The sequence below is a fragment of the Chryseobacterium ginsengisoli genome (assembly GCF_039542325.1).
Taxonomy (GTDB): domain Bacteria; phylum Bacteroidota; class Bacteroidia; order Flavobacteriales; family Weeksellaceae; genus Chryseobacterium; species Chryseobacterium ginsengisoli.
Genome location: NZ_BAABHX010000008.1, coordinates 95040 through 113350, shown reverse-complemented (window position 1 = coordinate 113350; position 18311 = coordinate 95040). Strand labels below are relative to the sequence as shown.

Annotated in this window: 19 protein-coding genes and 1 tRNA gene; 4 read left to right on the top strand and 16 right to left on the bottom strand. The window is 33.5% G+C overall.

What is annotated here, in order from left to right; translation table 11 throughout:
• The 5 genes from ABD940_RS19680 to nusB all read right to left on the bottom strand — a co-directional run bounded on the left by ABD940_RS19680 (nucleotide 1) and on the right by nusB (nucleotide 3223).
• The gene (locus ABD940_RS19680) at nucleotides 1–462 is read right to left on the bottom strand and encodes a hypothetical protein (protein WP_345207712.1); all 462 of its coding nucleotides are present in this window, start codon (nucleotides 460–462) and stop codon (nucleotides 1–3) included.
• 9 nt (nucleotides 463–471) lie between these two features.
• Nucleotides 472–1203 carry an SDR family NAD(P)-dependent oxidoreductase gene (locus ABD940_RS19675; protein WP_345207710.1) on the bottom strand — a complete coding sequence of 244 codons (732 nt, stop codon included), beginning with the start codon at nucleotides 1201–1203 and terminating at the stop codon, nucleotides 472–474.
• Between the two features lie 227 nt (nucleotides 1204–1430).
• A complete protein-coding gene (yajC, locus tag ABD940_RS19670; protein WP_345207708.1) occupies nucleotides 1431–1802 on the bottom strand; it encodes a preprotein translocase subunit YajC in 372 nt (123 codons plus the stop codon).
• 1 nt (nucleotide 1803) lies between these two features.
• A complete protein-coding gene (locus ABD940_RS19665; protein WP_345207706.1) occupies nucleotides 1804–2307 on the bottom strand; it encodes a DUF1573 domain-containing protein in 504 nt (167 codons plus the stop codon).
• A 10-nt stretch (nucleotides 2308–2317) separates the two neighbouring features.
• Nucleotides 2318–3223 (bottom strand): transcription antitermination factor NusB, encoded by a 906-nt coding sequence (nusB, locus tag ABD940_RS19660; RefSeq protein WP_345207704.1) that lies wholly within the window; start codon nucleotides 3221–3223, stop codon nucleotides 2318–2320.
• 91 nt (nucleotides 3224–3314) lie between these two features.
• On the opposite strand from nusB, the gene ABD940_RS19655 reads away from it, so the two are divergent.
• On the top strand, nucleotides 3315–4976 hold the full coding sequence (locus ABD940_RS19655) for an ABC transporter ATP-binding protein (protein ID WP_345207702.1): 1662 nt from the start codon (nucleotides 3315–3317) through the stop codon (nucleotides 4974–4976).
• Nucleotides 4977–5075: 99 nt separating this feature from the next.
• Entirely contained in the window at nucleotides 5076–5411 is a 336-nt protein-coding gene (locus ABD940_RS19650) for a DUF3276 family protein (RefSeq protein ID WP_027375472.1), read from the top strand.
• A gap of 369 nt (nucleotides 5412–5780) precedes the next feature.
• Here ABD940_RS19650 and ABD940_RS19645 read toward each other — a convergent pair.
• The 11 genes from ABD940_RS19645 to ABD940_RS19595 all read right to left on the bottom strand — a co-directional run bounded on the left by ABD940_RS19645 (nucleotide 5781) and on the right by ABD940_RS19595 (nucleotide 16353).
• Nucleotides 5781–5857, bottom strand: a tRNA-His gene (locus tag ABD940_RS19645).
• 37 nt (nucleotides 5858–5894) lie between these two features.
• Entirely contained in the window at nucleotides 5895–6614 is a 720-nt protein-coding gene (bshB1, locus tag ABD940_RS19640; protein ID WP_345207700.1) for a bacillithiol biosynthesis deacetylase BshB1, read from the bottom strand.
• Nucleotides 6615–6779: 165 nt separating this feature from the next.
• On the bottom strand, nucleotides 6780–8429 hold the full coding sequence (locus ABD940_RS19635) for a tetratricopeptide repeat protein (RefSeq protein WP_345207698.1): 1650 nt from the start codon (nucleotides 8427–8429) through the stop codon (nucleotides 6780–6782).
• A gap of 96 nt (nucleotides 8430–8525) precedes the next feature.
• On the bottom strand, nucleotides 8526–9404 hold the full coding sequence (locus tag ABD940_RS19630; RefSeq protein WP_345207696.1) for a PstS family phosphate ABC transporter substrate-binding protein: 879 nt from the start codon (nucleotides 9402–9404) through the stop codon (nucleotides 8526–8528).
• Complete coding sequence (locus ABD940_RS19625) at nucleotides 9394–9591, bottom strand: DUF308 domain-containing protein (protein WP_345207694.1); 198 nt, start codon at nucleotides 9589–9591, stop codon at nucleotides 9394–9396. Before ABD940_RS19625 ends, ABD940_RS19630 begins: the two co-directional genes overlap by 11 nt.
• A gap of 75 nt (nucleotides 9592–9666) precedes the next feature.
• Complete coding sequence (locus ABD940_RS19620; protein WP_345207692.1) at nucleotides 9667–10509, bottom strand: energy transducer TonB; 843 nt, start codon at nucleotides 10507–10509, stop codon at nucleotides 9667–9669.
• 23 nt (nucleotides 10510–10532) lie between these two features.
• Nucleotides 10533–11102 (bottom strand): ExbD/TolR family protein, encoded by a 570-nt coding sequence (locus ABD940_RS19615; protein ID WP_345207690.1) that lies wholly within the window; start codon nucleotides 11100–11102, stop codon nucleotides 10533–10535.
• 10 nt (nucleotides 11103–11112) lie between these two features.
• Nucleotides 11113–11718, bottom strand: coding sequence for an ExbD/TolR family protein (locus ABD940_RS19610; protein WP_345207688.1), 606 nt, complete (start codon nucleotides 11716–11718; stop codon nucleotides 11113–11115).
• Between the two features lie 59 nt (nucleotides 11719–11777).
• On the bottom strand, nucleotides 11778–12641 hold the full coding sequence (locus ABD940_RS19605) for a MotA/TolQ/ExbB proton channel family protein (protein WP_345207686.1): 864 nt from the start codon (nucleotides 12639–12641) through the stop codon (nucleotides 11778–11780).
• 241 nt (nucleotides 12642–12882) lie between these two features.
• On the bottom strand, nucleotides 12883–15699 hold the full coding sequence (gene leuS, locus ABD940_RS19600) for a leucine--tRNA ligase (RefSeq protein WP_345207684.1): 2817 nt from the start codon (nucleotides 15697–15699) through the stop codon (nucleotides 12883–12885).
• Between the two features lie 180 nt (nucleotides 15700–15879).
• Nucleotides 15880–16353, bottom strand: a complete 474-nt coding sequence (locus tag ABD940_RS19595; RefSeq protein WP_345207682.1) for a lipocalin family protein — start codon at nucleotides 16351–16353, stop codon at nucleotides 15880–15882.
• Nucleotides 16354–16551: 198 nt separating this feature from the next.
• Here ABD940_RS19595 and ABD940_RS19590 point away from each other — a divergent pair, with 198 nt between their 5' ends.
• Together ABD940_RS19590 and ABD940_RS19585 are read left to right on the top strand one after the other, a co-directional pair.
• Nucleotides 16552–17529, top strand: coding sequence for an acyltransferase family protein (locus ABD940_RS19590; protein ID WP_345207680.1), 978 nt, complete (start codon nucleotides 16552–16554; stop codon nucleotides 17527–17529).
• Nucleotides 17530–17546: 17 nt separating this feature from the next.
• The gene (locus ABD940_RS19585; protein WP_345207678.1) at nucleotides 17547–18305 is read left to right on the top strand and encodes a glycosyltransferase family 2 protein; all 759 of its coding nucleotides are present in this window, start codon (nucleotides 17547–17549) and stop codon (nucleotides 18303–18305) included.
• Nucleotides 18306–18311: the final 6 nt, after the last annotated feature.

Below are 18311 nucleotides of genomic sequence, written 5' to 3'. Positions count from 1 at the left end.
TTAATCATTTAAATTTTCAATCATTTTTAAACAAAAATCAATGCTATTTTCATCTCTTAAATGATTGACTAATAAATATAAATTATTAATGATATCATCAATCGACAAAATTAAATCATTCTTGAAAAATTTTCTCTGCATTAAATATACTTCTAAATTAATATAAATATATCTAAGATATTCAACATCATTAATTTTTGAAAAACACTCGCAAAAAACATATGAAGATTGATATTTTCCTTCTAATTCATAATCTGTAGAATCTAAAAAATCTGCAATAAAACATAATTGATAATCTGCCCATTTAAAAACCTCTTTCACAAAATCATCATGTTGTTTTGGAGTTAAACTTTCTAAAATATTCTTTAAAAAAGGATAATGATCATATTCAAAATTTTCTGAACTGTCATTGGAGCTAATATTATCAATATAAGTTTTAATTTCTAAAAATTGATCATTCATTATTATGATTTAAGGAAGTTTTGCGACCAGACTTTCCGGCAATATTTTCAAAATCAGATAAATCACTTTCCACTTAAAATTCGGAACAATAGTGAACGAATTTCCTGCATTTACAATAAATTTTGCCACATAATCAGGTTCCATAATTAAAGAGTCATTCAATTCTAAACCTTCATTGATCTTTGTTCGGATATAACCAATGACCAAAGCATTGACTTTAATATTTCTTGAAGCTAATTCCTGTCTCAATCCAGCTAAATAAGTCGTAAAAGCCGCCTTTGTACTTCCGTAAACAAAATTACTTTTTCTTCCTCTCACACCCGAAAGTGAAGATAAACCAATGATTCTTTCTAAATTCTTATTGCTTTCATCTGTCGCAATAATATTTAAAATAGAAACAGCTCCCATATAATTTACCATCATCATTTGTTGAGTACCTTTGAAATCTCTTAAAGCTTTTTCATTATCAACTAAAAATCCTGCGGCATAAACTACAATATGAGGTTTTACGGGAAGTTGATCATAAAATTTCTGATGAGAGTCAAAATCTACAGAATCAAAACTTAAAATTGTGACTTTTGAATTGAAATTATTCTCGTGAACAAATTCTTCCAATGATTTCGTATTTCTCGAAGCTGCAATAACTGAAAATCCCTTTTGAATGTATTGTTTAATACTTTGTTTCGCGACATCGGAATTTGCGCCTAAAATGAGAACGGTTTTGTTTGTGTTTTGATTCATAGAGCAAAGATAAATTAAAGCATATAATTAAACGAAAATTTGTCATTTCGACGAAGGAGAAATCTATTAAATCTCTTGAGGCTTTAAATAAGAAATTAAAATTATTAAGATAGATTCTTCTCTACGCTTTGCTTCGTTCTGAATGACAGTGAGAATAATATAAAAAGTTTCGGCGGGGTGAGCTTTGCTCACCCCGCCGAAACGAAATATTTTAAAAACTAGAAAAATTATTTTTTCTCTGTTTCGATTTCTTTTTTGTCTTCTGTTTTTTCAGTAGCTTTTGCTTTATCTCCGAAACGGTTTTCTGTAAATTCTCTTGAAACAGCCGCTTTTTCAAACTTTAGTTTCCCAGATAATGTTTCGATTACAAAACCATCATCCTGAACTTGAGCAATTCTTCCGTGAAGTCCTGAAGTAAGCACTACTCTGGTTCCCACTTTCAAAGTTTCCTGAAAGTTTTTCTCTTGTTTTGCCTTTTTCTGTTGAGGTCTTATCATTAAGAAATAAAAACCTACAAACATTACTCCCATCATGATAAGCATCATTGGAGATGATCCTCCACCTGGAGCTGCCTGCAAAAAGATTGATAATAGATTCATATTATGGTTGAATATTTGCCGTGAATGTTAATTTAATTGGAGCTTTTTCTACGTTAGCAAAAACATCCGCATATTTGTTTACGTTTCCGTCGAAGTTTGAAGAATCGAAGTGCAACGTGATTTTTCCTTTTTTACCAGGTAAGATTGGCTCTTTTGTAAAGTCACCTGCAGTACATCCGCATCCAGGTTTTACTTCAGAAATTACTAATGGATTGGTTCCTGTATTCGTAACTTCATAAATGTGCTCTACTTTATCTCCTTTTTTGATGTTTCCAAAATCGAAGCTGTTTTCAGCAAGAGCAATTGTTGTTAATGGTTGGTTTGATGCAGGATCAGCTGTCTCTGTTGAAGCAGGAGCCAAAGTAGGATCTGCATGAGCAGCAGTTGTAGCCGTAGAATCTGTAGCAACAGTTTCTTTGCCAGCAACCTCTTTATTTTCTTTTTTACAAGAAACCAAACCAAAACCTATGATAGACAAAGCGATAATTGATAACGTCTTTTTCATATTTAAAATTTTATATTCTATTTAAATCTTTACAGTATTTATCTAAAATTCCGTTAATGAAAATATTTGATCTGTCTGTTGCGAAAACTTTTGCAATCTCGATATATTCATTAATAATAACTCTTGAAGGCGTAAAAGGAAAATTGTCAAGCTCCGTAATAGCTGTTGATAAAATAACTTTATCCATCAAAGAAACTCTTTCCAGATCCCAGTTTTCCAGTCTTTCTGAAAGCTTTTTTTCGTTGTTTTCCCAACTGTCCAAAGTATTTCGCAAAAGTTTCATGGCAAAAGTTTTATCCTCTTCATCTTTAATCATTTTAATTAAAGTTCTGCTTTCTTCATCTTCTTTCAGGAAACCAATTGTTTTTTGAACCATTGAATTTGCAATGTGGATATCGTCGTACCAAGAAAGTTCTTTATCACTAAGATAATCATGGAAATCATCATTTTCAGCAATGTATCTTAAAAATAATTTACCAATGAATTTCTGATCTTCCTCAAAAGAATATCCTTCTTCTTTCATGAAATCCTGATAACGTTTTCCTGCTGCCATTCTCTGAAAAGTCTTTACCAAAAGATCATCATGCAAATCCCATTTCAATTCCTTGTGCTGACCTGTGAAAAATAATCTCTCAGGGTTTTCTTCCAGCTTAATTAAAACTTGATTATTGATGAATTTTTGGTTAGGATTAATATCAGAATCAGACTTAAGATATTTGTTCTTACCAATCTCAATCTGATTTTCTGCCAGTTCTTTAAGAGAAACCAAAAAATTCAGCTGATAAATATAGAGATAATAGATTTTCTCTATTCCAGCAAACATGTTTTTCTCTAATACATCAAATTTTACAGGATTCTGGTAGTATGAATACACAGTCTGTACCACTTTTTCACGGATTTGTCGTCTTCCTAACATTCAAAGAGCTTTTTTATGGGCGCAAAGATACAAAATTTAAAATTGATGAAATTCGTAATGTGGTCACATTTTCGTAATTTTGTAAAACTTTATGAAAGCGCTAAAAACTCTGAACCCCTACTTCTGGAAGCACAAAATATTACTATTTTGGGGGGTATTATTCATCATTACCAGCAATTTTTTTAATATATATAAAGTTCAGTATGTAGGAAAATCTGTAGATGAACTTACAAAGAACGGAAATCTTGGTTTCAATAATCAGGTTTTAATTTATGTTGCTATTATTGTAGGCTGTTCCTTATTAACAGGATTTTTCACCTTTATGATGCGACAGACGATTATTGTTGCTTCAAGAAGAATTGAATATGAGCTGAAAAACAAAATTTACAGACATTATCAGGATCTTTCTTTAACGGATTACAAGCAAACAACAATCGGAGATTTAATGAACAGATTAAGCGAAGACGTTGTTGCTGTAAGAATGTATCTAGGTCCCGGAGTAATGTATGTTGCCAACTTAATCGTTCTTGTCGTTATTACTGCCATTTATATGGTAAAAACAGATGCTTCCATGACGGCTTGGACACTGTTGCCTCTCCCGATTTTATCGTATGCTATTTATAAGGTAAGTTCGATTATTAATAAAAAGTCGAAGATCATGCAGAAAAGCCAGTCTGCAATTTCAACTTTTGTGCAGGACAGTTTTTCCGGAATTCGTGTGGTGAAATTTTTTGCAAGAGAAAATTACATTAAGAAGAATTACGGAGTAAAAGTTACCGATTATCAAGACAAAGCATTAGATTTAGCAAAAACTGAAGCATATTTCTTTACTATTATTTTATTCGTAATTGGATTATTGAATGTTGCAATCATTTGGATCGGTGGTCAGAAATATATTGCAGGAGAACTGAGTATTGGTAAAATTGCAGATTTCTTCATGTATATCAATACCTTGATTTTCCCTTTCTCAATGGTAGGTTGGGTAACTTCTGTTAATCAAAGAGCAGAAGCTTCAATGCAGAGAATTAATGAATTCATGGATAAAAAATCTGAAATCATTAATAAAAACTTCGACACATATGAAATCAAAGGTAATATCGAATTCAGAAATGTTTCTTATGTGTATCCAAATACAGGAATCCGGGCTTTAGATAATTTAAGCTTTACTTTAAAAGCGGGCGAATCTCTCGCAATTATGGGGAAAACCGGAAGCGGAAAGTCTACAATTGCCTTATTATTATGTAGATTAATTGATCCTACTGAAGGTGAAATTTTAATTGACGGTAAAAATTTAAAAGAGCATAATTTAGAAAATTACAGAAATTTCATCGGGTATATTCCTCAGGAAAGCTACCTTTTCTCCGATTCTATTGAAAATAATATCGGTTTCGCCATCGACAAACCAACTCACGGAAAAGTAGTTGAATATGCCAAGATTGCCGACGTTGATAAAAATATTATTGAGTTTAAAGAACAGTACAATACAATGGTTGGCGAACGCGGCGTGATGCTTTCGGGAGGTCAGAAACAGCGAATCTGTATTGCAAGAGCCTTAATTAAAGACCCGAACATTATCATTTTCGATGATTCTCTGTCTGCTTTAGATACTGAAACAGAACAGAATATACTTGAAAATATCGACAGAAAAATCCATAACGCAACATCCATAATCATCACACACAGAGAGTCTAGCGCTCAGAGGGCCGATAAAATCCTCAACCTGACTGAAATTACCGATTCCATAACTGCATAGCAGAATCGTTCACAAATGTTAAATAAATCATAAAAAAAATTTTGTGATTAAAAGAAAACTTTTATATTTGTTCTTAACAAGATTAAAAAATATCTAACAATGAGTGAATACAAGGAACGCCATGAAAATGAAATTTTCACGAAGGTGTTAAAAGCAGGGAGAAGAACTTATTTCTTTGATGTGCGCGAGACGAAAGCAGGAGATTATTATCTTACAATTACTGAGAGTAAGAAGAATTTCGGAGAGAATGGAGAAGCTACATTCGAGAAGCATAAAATTTACCTTTACAAGGAAGATTTTAAGAGTTTTCAGGAGATGTTTAATGAATCCACAGATTTCATCATTAACGAGAAGGGTGAGGATGTAATATCAGAAAAGCATGATAAAGACTTCAAAAGCAGATCTTTCACGATCGATTCTGACGACGAAGTTTAATCAAACAATACTTTAAAAACACAAGCATCTGAAAAAGGGTGCTTTTTTTGTGCCTATATTTTTCTTTTTTAAGACAGAATAAAAGCGTTTATTTAATTATTGAACTGTGTGTTAAATCAATAACTATATTTCTGTAAGTTTGCAATAATAGTTTAACTATAAATGAAACAAGAATACTCAATATAAATTCTTAATTGACTATCAAAATATACGCAAATAGTAAAATTTAGAATATTCCTGATTTTGCTTATTAAATACAGCTATCTTTTAGTTACTGTTTTTTGAAAATAATTGAAATAAAAAACGTCAAGATGGTTTATTTTGAAAAATAAAAAAATCCCGCTAAAACCTTAGCGGGATTCAAAACTTTGGGGTGAATGAGGGGTCTCGAACCCCCGACCTCCGGAACCACAATCCGGCGCTCTAACCAACTGAGCTACAATCACCGTTTTTGGTGGTGCAAATATAGGAAAGAATTTTCAATTACCAAACAATTCCATCAAAATTTTTCAAAGAAATTAGCTTCTCAGACGTAAATCCCTCAGCATAAGTCACTCCCGATAATCTTCCTAAATCTTGAGCACGATAAGTTAAGCTTTCATAAAAATCTTTTGATGTAATTGGCGTTTCCGGTTCTTTAGAAGTCGGATCATAAAACTGAGTTTTGAAAGCCATACAAGCTGCAATCTTTTTATCCAAATGCTCAGAAATGTCGATACAGAATTCCGGCTCGATATTTTTCCACTGAATATAATGGAAAACATGCTTCGGCCTCCACACTTCCTGATTCTCTCCGTCTAAAACGGTCTCAATTTTTCTCAGCCCAGCTAAGAAGCACGCATCAGACACTAATTTCGCTCCTTTTGCATGATCTGGATGTCTATCATCAATTGCATTAGCTAAAACGATTTCCGGGCGGTATTTGCGAATCATTTTTACGATCCTCATTTGATATTCTTCAGAATTCTCCAAAAATCCATCCTTCATCCCAAGATTTTCTCTTGCAACTACTCCAAGAATTTTCGCAGAATCTGCTGCTTCCAATTTTCTTGTTTCATCAGTTCCTCTTGTTCCCAACTCTCCTTTAGTAAGATCTACGATAGCGCAAATTTTTCCTTCTGAAACCATTTTGGCAACTGTCCCGCCACAGCCCAATTCTACATCATCAGGATGTGCTCCAAAAGCTAGTATATCTGTTTTCATTTATTCTTTCTTATTTTTTAATTTGTCAGATGGAACGCCAGTAATTTTTCTCATATTTTTAATCTTTAACCTCGGCGTTTCATATTTTCAAAGATAAGATTTAAAACAAAAACTTCCCAAACATTAAGAATGGGAAGTTTTAATATCTATAATTTAGATTTTAAATTATTTGTTGATCTCTGCATTCAATTTTACAGCATCCTGATAAGTAGGATCCAATTGAACAGATTTTGCTACATAATCTTTAGCTTTAGCCACATCAGAATCTTTGCTCATGTAAGCTACTGCAAAATATGCGTATGCTAAAGTTTGTTTGTTAGCTTCCTGATCTGCAGGTTTTACTGTACTGATGAATTTTTCGTAAGCAATCTTTGCAGCATCATTATTTCCAGCTTGCTGATAAGAATATCCTAAACTGTAGTAACCAGGAGCCCAATCCGGAAGAAGTGCGCTCATTTTCTGCCATGTAGCAATTGCTCCATTCCAGTTTTTAATATCCTGATAAGCAGTAGCCAACTTAAATAAAGAATCGCTATCCTGAGAATTCGCAGCAACTTTTTGCTTTAAACCATCAATTGTAGGGTTAGTTGGTCCTGCATCTATATCAGCCTGAGAAGCTCCTCCTCCAGCGATTTTTGCCAATTCCATATCCCATTTCATTGTTTCATCTTTTGCAGCTTTTGCAATAGCAATCTTTTGTTGAGCTTCTGTTATTAAAGCTGTTTTCTTAGCAGCATCAGTTTCAGTTTTAGCCAAACCAGCCGCGATCAAACCTTGCAAACCTTGGTCAGCTGGTTGTACTCTTGCCTTTTCAGCCTGAGAAACAAAGCTATCCATGTTTTGTTTTGCCTCAGCATATTTTCCGTCTGCAAATAATTGATAAGCTCTTAATTTAAATTTAATTGGATCATTAATTTTATCAAAGATTTTATCTAAAACCTGCTTAGAGTTTGCATAATCTTCATTTGTGAAATAAAGTTTAGCAATTTCTAATTGAGTATATGGATCTTCATCAGCATATTTTGTATAGTTGATAAGATCTTGAGTAGCTTTCGCGTTTTGTTGATATCTGATATCATATGCAGCTAAAGCTTTGTAAGCTGGTGCATAAGACTGATCTGTAGCGATTGCTTTATCAATACTTGTTTTTGCTTGCTGCCATTGTTGAGCTGCCATCCACAAAGTACCAATTCTTGTATAAACTGATGCTTTATTTTTAGCTAAAGGAAGTGCCTTATCATAAGCTGACATTGCATCCCCAGGAATTCTCTTCAATCTGTAAGCATCTCCTAAAGTATAATAGTAATGTGCCGGAACTCCTTTTTTCTCAGCTCTTTCAATTGCCTTATTAAGGAATTGAATTGCTAAGTCAGGAGAGTTATTTTTTTCAAATAATGTTAAAGCTTCTGCAGCTCTGAACAATACTTCAGCATCTTTTTCTTTAGAATCCGTTACAATTTTCTGGATTTCAGCAATTGCATTTTTGTCACCTTTTCCAAGTTTTACAGTAGCCAAACCTAATTTGTTCAAATAGCTTTTGCTGTCTGCAACAAGACCTTTGTTGAAACTGTCGGTTGCCGCTGCAAAATCAGGTTCACCTTGCTTTAAAAATGTATTTCCTAAGTAGAAATAGTTTTCAGCTGTAGGCGCTGTAGCGATCATGTTCGTAAAATTAGTTTTTGCTTGGGCAAATTTATCACTGTCAATACTGTTGATACCATCCTGTACTGTTTGCGCGTAGGCAAAGTTAGCAAAGAATACCACAGCTGCTCCAAAAGCAATCTTTTTTACATTCATATTCATTATATCTTTCATTTTTATATTTTCTAATCTAAATTCGATTTATATAGTACACAATTTTCAGACCAAAATAATATTTTTATTTCGGGAAATAATGTAATTTAATATATTTTAACGCATTTGCACTTCTCTCTTATACAAATTGTAAGGCTGTAATCCTTCTTTTTGTACAATCATTTGCCCCAATTGTGTACAAGAATATCTTATAAAACCATTGGCAATATTGAAGTTTCCTTCTCTTGTCAAAAAGTATAAAACTCTTGTAAAAGGATATTCCATATTACGCAGATTATCATAATCTGTATTATACAAAACCCCTTTGCTCTCAACAGGAAGAATTTTCACCATATTTCTTAATTGTTCAGATTCTTTATCATAAGGACGACTGAATGTATTAAGCCCAATAACTCCTATTTTATCGGGATATTTATTTAATTCTTCAATAATATTTTTGTTACCCGGAATTACTGAAAACTTTAAATCTTTAGGCTGTTTTTTAAGCTTTTGAGCGACGAAATTTAAATTACTTGAATTGGCTCCGTTAAAAACAAATTGCTTATCCTCAGATTGCATTCCCTGAGAAATTTCTTCCATTGAAATACTTTCTTTTGGAGAATCCTTCGGAACAATGAAAATCACAGCATCAGCAGCGAATTTAGCAGGTAAAAACTTTATATCAGCTCGTTCTTCGTAAGTTTTAATCTCTTCCTGAGATAATTCTTTTGACATTACAACAGTTGTTGCCTTATCGTTTAAGAGATCTATAAAGCCTAAATCTTCTTTCTTTGTAACAACCTTAATATGCGCATCAGGATAATTGATCATATAGCCATCTGCTAAAGCATCAACAACACCTTCAAAAGATTCGTCCGTAAGAATTGTAAGATCTCCTTTTTTATAGTCAACATCTGAAGATTTATCCTCTTTTTTGCAGCTTACAATGACAATACTAAATATAAATAGTATCAGAACTTTAATACTATTCTTCATTTCCTGAATTTTTAATTTTTGTAATCGCCCTGTATATTCTGAAAATACCATAAAGAATAAGAAGCGCGCCTAATATATAAGCAACTCCCGGTTCCAGAATCGTGAAAAAGAACTTGTAGAAAATTACTACAATTCCTAAAACGATATAAAACAATCCCGTAACTAGGGATAACCAATTGAACATCATGTAACAAAAATACCAAAAAAAATAAAAAGAGAAGCATAAGCTTCTCTTTATTTAATTATTATTTAAAGATAAAAATTATCCTTCAAAATTCATAGTCAAAGGTAATCTAAATCTATAACGTACAGATTGTCCGTTAATTTTAGCAGGAGTCCATTTGTTTTTAATAGACTTAATTGTTCTGATTGCTTCAGAATTGAAATCAGAATTTCCTCCGCTAGCTTTAACGTCAGTAATACTTCCATCTCTTTCAACTACGAAAGTAACTTCAGCTTTTACTGTACCTTCATCTCCGTTCATAGCAGATCCATCAAAGTTACTAGATACTTTGTTTCTGAAGGCATTGATACCTCCAGGGAATTCTGCAGTTTGCTCAACCTCTGTATAAACCTGGTTTTCATTAACTTGAGGCTTAACTTCAGCTGTTGAAGCTTTTGTTCCCGTTGATGGCGGTGGTGGCGGTGGTGTATAATTTGGAACTTTCACCCCTTCTTGATTCTCCAAACCAGTCTGTGTATCTAATTGCTTAGAAATTGGTGGTGGTGGAGTTTCAATTTTCGGAGCTCTTACAGGTTCCGGAACCACATTCTGAATCACCTCGATTTTCTCTTCCTCTTTTGGTGGAGGTGGTGGTGGTGGTGGTTCATCTTTTGGCTGCTCTATAATTTTATCTTCCTGAACTACATCCTTCAATTTAGCTTCAACTTCTGTTTTTTCTCTAGCATTCATTTGTTGGATTTTCATTACAACAAATGGAGTTGCTATAGCAAGAACGAAAATCAGAGTTCCAATAAGGAAAGACTTTGTTAATAGTCTTGGGTATGCACTTCTTAAATCATAGGCACCATATTCTTTATTTCTATGTTCAAATACAATCTCATCTAAAGTAAGATTTTGATTGTAATTATTTTCATTTGACATATCTCTATAATTTTATGGTTAAATTACTTCGCCGCTGGTGCTGCAGTTGCAGGATTACCAACTTTTCTATCATAAATAGCTTTTTCCCAAGGCTTAAGATCAGTAACACCGTACTGTTCACTCTTCGTAATTGCCATTTCATCAAGAATATCCACAAAGTTTTTATATACAGCATCGTCAGTCGGTTTGATAATAACAGTAAATTTAGTTTTATCAGCCGCGTTTGCTTTTGCAGTCTCAATTACTTTTCTAATTCCTTCTCTGTCGAAAGTAGTTTCATTAAGATTCTGATCCGTCAAAGAAGTATTATCTTGCTGGTGCCAGAAAATTTTATTGTCTTTACCTAATAATAAAGAAATAGAGTTAGAAAGTTTAATTTCAGTTGGAGGTGGTTTTTTTTGATCATCTTTCGGTTTTGCCGGAAGCCCCAAATCCATTACATTCGGTTTAGAGAATGTGGTTGTGAACATAAAGAATGTAATCAAAAGAAATCCTAAGTCCACCATCGGAGTCATGTCTACGCGGGTATTCTGCTTTTTCGATCGGACCTTGCCGCCTTTCCCGCTATCATCTTTTACTTGTACTTCTGCCATTTCTAATTGATTATTCGGATTTTTCTTGTGATGTTATCAACCAAAATTTAAGAAAATCTATATCTCTCAAACCTTCAAATAAACTTTTAACTTTTGGATATTGTGTATTAACATCCCCCTTAATAGCTAATTTGTACTGAGGGTTAACTGCTAAACTTGCTTTAATCCAGTCTACTAATTGTTTATTTGTACTATCCATAGGAACTCCAGGAGCACCTTTAAAGTTTTTTCGCTCATCTTCAGGTAAATCCAAATAGCTTTTTAACTGCGTCATTGGAACACCAATTGCCTGAACTTTCGTGAATGCTACTTTTTCTGCATCTGTAAAAGGAGGTAGATTATATTTCTGCCCCATACTTTCCAACAACTGAATTCTTTCAGTTCCGTTCTCAACAGGCTGGAAGTAGAATGTACCTTTAGGAGATACACTTACAGACATTAAGCTTGCATCAGGAAGCAATTTTTCTGAGATTGAAGATGGCGGTTTTATCTGCTCCACATCAGGTTTTTTAAACTGTGTGGTCAATATAAAGAACGTAAGTAGTAGGAATGCAACGTCACACATTGCCGTCATATCCGTCACTACTCCATGTCTTTTTGGTTTGACTCTCGCCATTATTATTAATGATTTTTAATTAAACTTCTTTTTACTTACTACAAATACCTTGCTAATTCTTAGTTGAATTCAGCAAAAGATTGTTGGATGCTCATAGCGATCTCGTCGATCTTATAAGTTAATCCGTCAATTTTAGAAGTAAAGAAGTTATAAAGGATAATCGCAATTGCAGAAGTACCAATACCTAAAGCTGTATTCATAAGTGCTTCAGAGATACCGATTGATAATGCAGCAGCATCCGGAGTTCCACCTCCACCACCTAAAGCAGCGAACGCTCTGATCATCCCGATTACCGTACCCAATAGTGCTACTAACGTTGCAACAGTACCTAAAGTAGAAAGGATCATCATATTTTTCTCAAGCATTGGCATCTCAAGAGTTGTAGCTTCTTCGATAGCTTTGTTAAGCGCTACCATTTTCTGCTCTTTGTTAAGAGTTGTATCATGAGATAAAGCTTTGTAAGTAGTAAGACCTTCTTTTACTACGTTACCAACAGAACCTTGTTGTCTGTCACACTCTTCTAAAGCTTCGTCAACTTTGTTTTGGTTTAGTAAGCTTCTTACTTGTAATACGAAATTATCAATGTTTCCAGAACCTGAAGCTTTTCTTAAAACGAAGAAACGCTCAAATGCAAAAACCAACACTGTAATCATAAAAGTAATCAAAATCGGAACGATAAATCCTCCCATGTATACCATTCCTAAACCATGAGGGTGTAGTTCTTTAGACTCAATATTTGCAAAAGCAACTGAAGCTACCCCTTTAATTCTTGGATCATCTTGGAAATTCCCAGGATTACCGCAGATAAATAGATAAATAGCTATACCTACTAATAACAAAATAGGAATAATAACAGATGGGTTTAAACCTCCCGACTTTCTAGCAATTACTTGCTCATCATTTTTTGAAACATTCATTTCCATATTTAACTAAATTATATTGTTTTAAAAATTTTACAAGGTGTAAATTAAAGGCAAAAATAATTAAAATGCAAGAGTCTTAAATAAACATTTGCCTTTTTTTTGATAAGGAAATTTTAATACACTTTCGATATTATAATTATTTTCTCTTTTTTTGGCAATATTCCTCAATTTTAACATTTACGTTAAAAAATTAAAAAAATTAAGCCCTCATTTTTTTAAATTTGCCAATGTTAATTTTTTTTTAAATTACTATATTCACAATTCTGTGAGGCACTACAATGATTTTCGTAGGTGTTTTACCTTCCAAAATCTGCTGCATTTTTTCATCCTGAAGCACTGTCTCTTCAACTTCTTTAGCAGAAAGCTGTGCAGAAAGGGAAATTTTAAACTTCATTTTACCATTTACACTCACAGGATACTGAATTTCATCTTCTACTAAATAATCCTCATTCAATACAGGGAATTTCTCGAATTCGACAGATTCATTATGACCTAATAAACTCCAAAGTTCCTCGCAGATGTGCGGTGCATACGGAGAAATGATAACGGCAAGAGGTTCTAAAATATTGCGCTTGTTACATTTTATTTTCTGTAATTCATTTACAGCAATCATAAATGAAGATACAGACGTATTGAAAGAGAAGTTTTCGATGTCGTAAACTACCTTTTTTATTAATGTATGTAATACTTTATATTCTGCTTTTGTTGGTTCTTCGTCCGAAACTTTAAATTGATCTTCATTAAAATATAAATTCCAGAATTTTTTCAGGAAACCATAAACTCCACTTAGACCTTGTGTATTCCAAGGCTTTGATTGTTCCAATGGACCTAAGAACATTTCATACAACCTTAAACCGTCTGCTCCATATTCATTACAAATATCATCAGGATTTACAACATTGTATTTTGATTTGGACATTTTTTCTACTTCACGACCTGTGATGTATTTTTCATCTTCTAAGATAAATTCTGCATCCGCATAATCTGGTCTCCAAGCTTTGAAAGCTTCAGTATCTAATTCGTCAGTTGTTCCTTTTAATAAAGATACATCAACGTGGATTTCCTGAACTTGATAATCTTTTGCTAAATTTTTAGATACATATTTATTAGTACCATCAATTCTATACACAAAAGCACTCATACCCAAAATCATCCCCTGATTAATCAACTTTTGGAAAGGCTCATCATTATTAATATATCCTTTGTCTTTTAAGAACATATTCCAGAAACGAGAATACAATAAGTGACCCGTTGCGTGTTCGCTTCCACCGATATATAAATCAACTTGCCCCCAATAATCTGATAATTCTTTATTAGCAAAAACCTCATCATTTTTCGGATCCATATATCTAAGGAAATACCATGAGCTTCCCGCCCAACCCGGCATTGTAGATAATTCTAATGGGAAAACAGTTTTTTCGTCGATTAAATTTGTATCAACAATTTTCTGGTTCGCTTCGTCCCAAGCAAAAGTTTTTGAATTTCCTAATGGCGGATCTCCATCTTCTGTCGGTAAATATTTTTCAACTTCAGGAAGTTCCAAAGGCAATGCAGAAGTCGGCAACGTATAAGGCATTCCATCCTTATAATAAATAGGAACCGGCTCTCCCCAATAACGCTGTCTTGAGAAAATAGCATCACGCTGTCTGTAATTCGTCGTTCCGTGACCGATTCCTCTTTTCTCAATTGCAGAAATAATCAATGCTTTGGCATCACTGTAATTTAAGCCGTTTAAGAAATCTGAGTTTACACAAACAGAATCTTTAGAATCAAAAGATTTTTCCTGAACGTCTTCTTCTGTTTCTACAACTTTTTTAATTTCAAGATTAAATTTCTTTGCAAATCTGTGGTCACGCTCATCATGTGCAGGAACAGCCATTACAGCTCCCGTTCCGTACCCCATCAATACATAATCTGAAATATAGATCGGCATTTTTTCTCCGCTAAACGGATTGATCGCATAACTTCCCGTAAAAGCACCTGAAACGTTTTTCACGTCAGACATTCTGTCTCTTTCAGTTTTTTTGGAAGTTTCTTCAATATAAGTATCTACCTCAATTTTTTGTTCGGCTGTAGTAATTGTTTCTACTAAAGGATTTTCAGGAGCTAAAACCATAAATGTTGCTCCGAAAATTGTATCAGGTCTTGTTGTGAAAACCTCAACGATCTCATTAGAATGACCTTCAATTTCAAATTTCACTTGTGCTCCCTGAGATTTTCCGATCCAATATTCCTGAGAATCTTTCAAAGGTTGTGGCCAGTCTAAAGTTTTAAGACCTTGTAATAGTCTTTCAGAATATGCAGAAATTCTCATGCTCCACTGCATCATTTTCTTTTGGAAAACAGGGAAACCTCCTCTTTCGGATTTTCCGTCTTTCACCTCATCATTTGCCAAAACAGTTCCTAATGCAGGACACCAGTTTACAGTTGTTTCTGCTCTATACGCTAAACGATAATTTAATAAAATATCTTCTTTATCAATTTCGGAAGCATTTTTCCATTCTTCTGAAGTGAAATTTAATTCGTCATTCTGATTGGCATTTAATCCTTCTGTTCCTTGTTCTTCAAAATGCTTGATCAAAGTTGAAATAGATTCTGCCTTGTCTGTATCTTTATTATACCAAGAGTGGAACAACTCAATGAAAATCCATTGTGTCCATTTATAATAAGAAGCGTCAGAAGTTCTTACTTCTCTGCTCCAGTCGAAAGAAAAACCAATTTTTCTTAACTGCTCTTCGTATCTTGTAATGTTTTGCTCAGTCGTAATCGCAGGATGTTGCCCTGTCTGAATAGCGTACTGTTCAGCAGGAAGTCCGAAACTATCGTAACCAACCGGGTGGAGAACATTGAAACCTTGGTGTCTTTTGTATCTCGCGTAAATGTCGGACGCAATATATCCAAGCGGATGACCTACGTGAAGTCCTGCTCCTGAAGGATACGGAAACATATCGAGAACATAAAATTTCGGTTTGTCTGTGTTATTGGAAGTCTTGTACGTTTGATTGTCTTCCCAGTATTTCTGCCACTTTTTTTCTATCTGCTGATGATCGTAAAACACTTTTTTATAGATATTAGATGTTAGATATTAGACATTAGATTTTTTAAATCCCTATTCTAATTTTCACAAAAATAATGATTTTAAAAGAAATGGAAATTGAATTTTGAATTAAATATATTAAAACAAAAAAAAATCCCATCCGAAGATGAGATTTATATATTGTATTGAAAATTCAGATTATTATTGAGGAACTCTTCTAAGTGTATACGTTTCAGAATGAAATTTGGTAGGGTCTGTTTTATCTTCAAACATAATGTTTAATGTAGTATCACTGATACTCACGATTTTTCCCTGATCCGGCTGTACAATTCCCTGGTATTTTACCTGAATAGCTTTGCTGTCTTTATCATAAGTATATGTAAAAACTCTATCAAAAGTCGCTGCACAAGTTCCCGGAGTTGCACTGTCTCCCATATCCATTCTTCTTCCTGCATTTCCTGAAGCGAACGTCCATCTTGATGTTATCTGACAAGCAGAATCAAAAGAAATACCGTCTGAAACAGGAGGCTGCCCTACTGCGACTGTCGTTACTACTTTTTTAACTGGCTGCCAAACCCCAACAAGTGGAGCTTCCGGCACTGTATTGTCGTCGTTAGTACATCCCGTAGCTACAAATAATGATAAACCTGCAAATAATACTGCTAATTTCTTCATATATCAAATTTTTCAAGCGCTAAAATTATGATTTATTTATATTATTCTACAATTTTTTTAAAGAAATATTATTAAAATTTATTATTTCATGTTTATTGGCTCTGCAAACCATTCAATTTACCTTTATTTAACAAACTTTCATTATCCTAAATATCCTCTTTTCTGCGAAAAAAACTATTTTTGCACAAACAAATGCAAATGCAAGACATAACGAAAAACAATTTTGACTTCATCCGTGTTCTCCTCGCTTTTATTGTTTTCCTGGGACATTTAGGGGCTTTAAGTGTTTCTCCTGAACTTAAATTCCTTGAGCACAGTCCGATCGAAATTGCTGTTTTCGGATTTTTTGCTGTCAGTGGATTTTTGATTGCAAGAAGCTACGACAGATCTTCAAGCTTAAAAAGTTATTTAAAAAAGAGAATCAAGAGAATTGTTCCCGCATATTTGTTGGTTGTTTTTTTATGTGCCATATTATTAAGTTTAGTCAGTACTTATACTTTCGCAGAATATTTCAGCAATACACAGGTTTATAAATATCTTGCATGGAACTCTGTATTTTTAAATTTCAAAGCACCATGGCTTCCCGGAGTTTTCGGAAATCAGGCTGTGAATGGCGCACTTTGGACATTGAAAATAGAAATGTGTTATTATTTTAGCGTTCCGTTGCTGTTTTTACTTTTTGGCAAGAATAATAAATACAGAAACATCAGCTTAATTATTTTGTATTTCTTGTCTTTAATCTACCTTAATTATTTTGAATCTTTAAATAAAATCTCAGTAGCAAAACAACTTCCGGGAACACTGTCTTATTTCATTCCGGGAATGTTGATCTATTTTAATTTTGATAAATTCATTAAACATAAAAATTTATTTTTTATCGTTGCTATTGCTACAGTCTGGATCGATTTATTTACAAATATTCAGCTATTTTCTCCGATGATGATTGGTATTATTGTGCTGTATATTGCTTATTCACTTAAATTTTTAAATAATTTCGGGAAATATGGCGACTTCACTTATGGAATTTACATCTTCCACTTCCCTATTATCAGGACTTTCCAGACTTTAGGATTATTTAAAGATTATAATCCTTATTTGATGGCTTTTGTATGTATGCTGACTGTAATTATTGTAGGTATAAGTTCATGGCATTTTTATGAGAAAAAATTTTTATAATTAATTTAAAAACACAAATGAAAGAGCTTATTTCCATCATCACGCCATCATACAATTCCGCAGAATTCATCGAGGAAACGATACAGTCTGTTTTAAACCAAACCTATGAAAATTGGGAATGGCTGATTTCTGACGACCGCTCTAAAGACAATACTGTTGAAATCATCAGAAAATACAACGATCCGAGAATAAAACTACAGGTTCTCGAGCAAAACGGAGGTGCAGGAAATGCCCGAAACAAAAGCCTTGAAAGAGCTCAGGGAAGATATATCGCCTTTTTGGATTCTGATGATCTCTGGTACCCTGAATATCTGGAAACAATGACGAATTTTATGCAGGAAAACAATGCAGAATTAGCGTATTGTAACTATTCAAGATGCGATGAGCATACGATGGAGCCGATTTTAAAAGATTTTGAAGCCGACAAAATCGTTACGTTTTCAAATTTGCTTAAAACTTGTCGATTAGCCCCTGTTTCCACCATTTACGATACAAAAAGAGTCGGAAAATTTTTCTTTCCGGTAAAAAGTAAACGTGAAGATCACGTCATGTGGCTGAATTTATTAAAAGAAATTCCCAAAGGTTATCCTTTGAAAAAAACACTGGCAAAGTACAGAATGCGCGAAAACAGCGTATCTCGAAAAAAGCAAAACATCATCAAAGATCAATATTTGGTATATAAAGATTTCATGGGATTTTCTACATTAAAATCTCTGTACTATACTGCCAATTGGGCAGTGAACGGATTTTTAAAATATTCTAAAATTTTTAATTAAATTTAA

Bases quoted from the DNA above. Each gene is read 5' to 3' on its own strand.
- yajC (WP_345207708.1), bottom strand. From the start codon at position 1,802: ATGAATCTATTATCAATCTTTTTGCAGGCAGCTCCAGGTGGAGGATCA.
- nusB (WP_345207704.1), bottom strand. From the start codon at position 3,223: ATGTTAGGAAGACGACAAATCCGTGAAAAAGTGGTACAGACTGTGTAT.
- ABD940_RS19650 (WP_027375472.1), top strand. From the start codon at position 5,076: ATGAGTGAATACAAGGAACGCCATGAAAATGAAATTTTCACGAAGGTG.
- ABD940_RS19590 (WP_345207680.1), top strand. From the start codon at position 16,552: ATGCAAGACATAACGAAAAACAATTTTGACTTCATCCGTGTTCTCCTC.
- ABD940_RS19620 (WP_345207692.1), bottom strand. From the start codon at position 10,509: ATGTCAAATGAAAATAATTACAATCAAAATCTTACTTTAGATGAGATT.
- ABD940_RS19595 (WP_345207682.1), bottom strand. From the start codon at position 16,353: ATGAAGAAATTAGCAGTATTATTTGCAGGTTTATCATTATTTGTAGCT.
- ABD940_RS19605 (WP_345207686.1), bottom strand. From the start codon at position 12,641: ATGGAAATGAATGTTTCAAAAAATGATGAGCAAGTAATTGCTAGAAAG.
- ABD940_RS19655 (WP_345207702.1), top strand. From the start codon at position 3,315: ATGAAAGCGCTAAAAACTCTGAACCCCTACTTCTGGAAGCACAAAATA.
- ABD940_RS19630 (WP_345207696.1), bottom strand. From the start codon at position 9,404: ATGAAGAATAGTATTAAAGTTCTGATACTATTTATATTTAGTATTGTC.
- ABD940_RS19665 (WP_345207706.1), bottom strand. From the start codon at position 2,307: ATGAAAAAGACGTTATCAATTATCGCTTTGTCTATCATAGGTTTTGGT.
- bshB1 (WP_345207700.1), bottom strand. From the start codon at position 6,614: ATGAAAACAGATATACTAGCTTTTGGAGCACATCCTGATGATGTAGAA.
- ABD940_RS19615 (WP_345207690.1), bottom strand. From the start codon at position 11,102: ATGGCAGAAGTACAAGTAAAAGATGATAGCGGGAAAGGCGGCAAGGTC.
- ABD940_RS19585 (WP_345207678.1), top strand. From the start codon at position 17,547: ATGAAAGAGCTTATTTCCATCATCACGCCATCATACAATTCCGCAGAA.
- ABD940_RS19625 (WP_345207694.1), bottom strand. From the start codon at position 9,591: ATGATGTTCAATTGGTTATCCCTAGTTACGGGATTGTTTTATATCGTT.
- ABD940_RS19635 (WP_345207698.1), bottom strand. From the start codon at position 8,429: ATGAAAGATATAATGAATATGAATGTAAAAAAGATTGCTTTTGGAGCA.
- ABD940_RS19610 (WP_345207688.1), bottom strand. From the start codon at position 11,718: ATGGCGAGAGTCAAACCAAAAAGACATGGAGTAGTGACGGATATGACG.
- ABD940_RS19680 (WP_345207712.1), bottom strand. From the start codon at position 462: ATGAATGATCAATTTTTAGAAATTAAAACTTATATTGATAATATTAGC.
- ABD940_RS19675 (WP_345207710.1), bottom strand. From the start codon at position 1,203: ATGAATCAAAACACAAACAAAACCGTTCTCATTTTAGGCGCAAATTCC.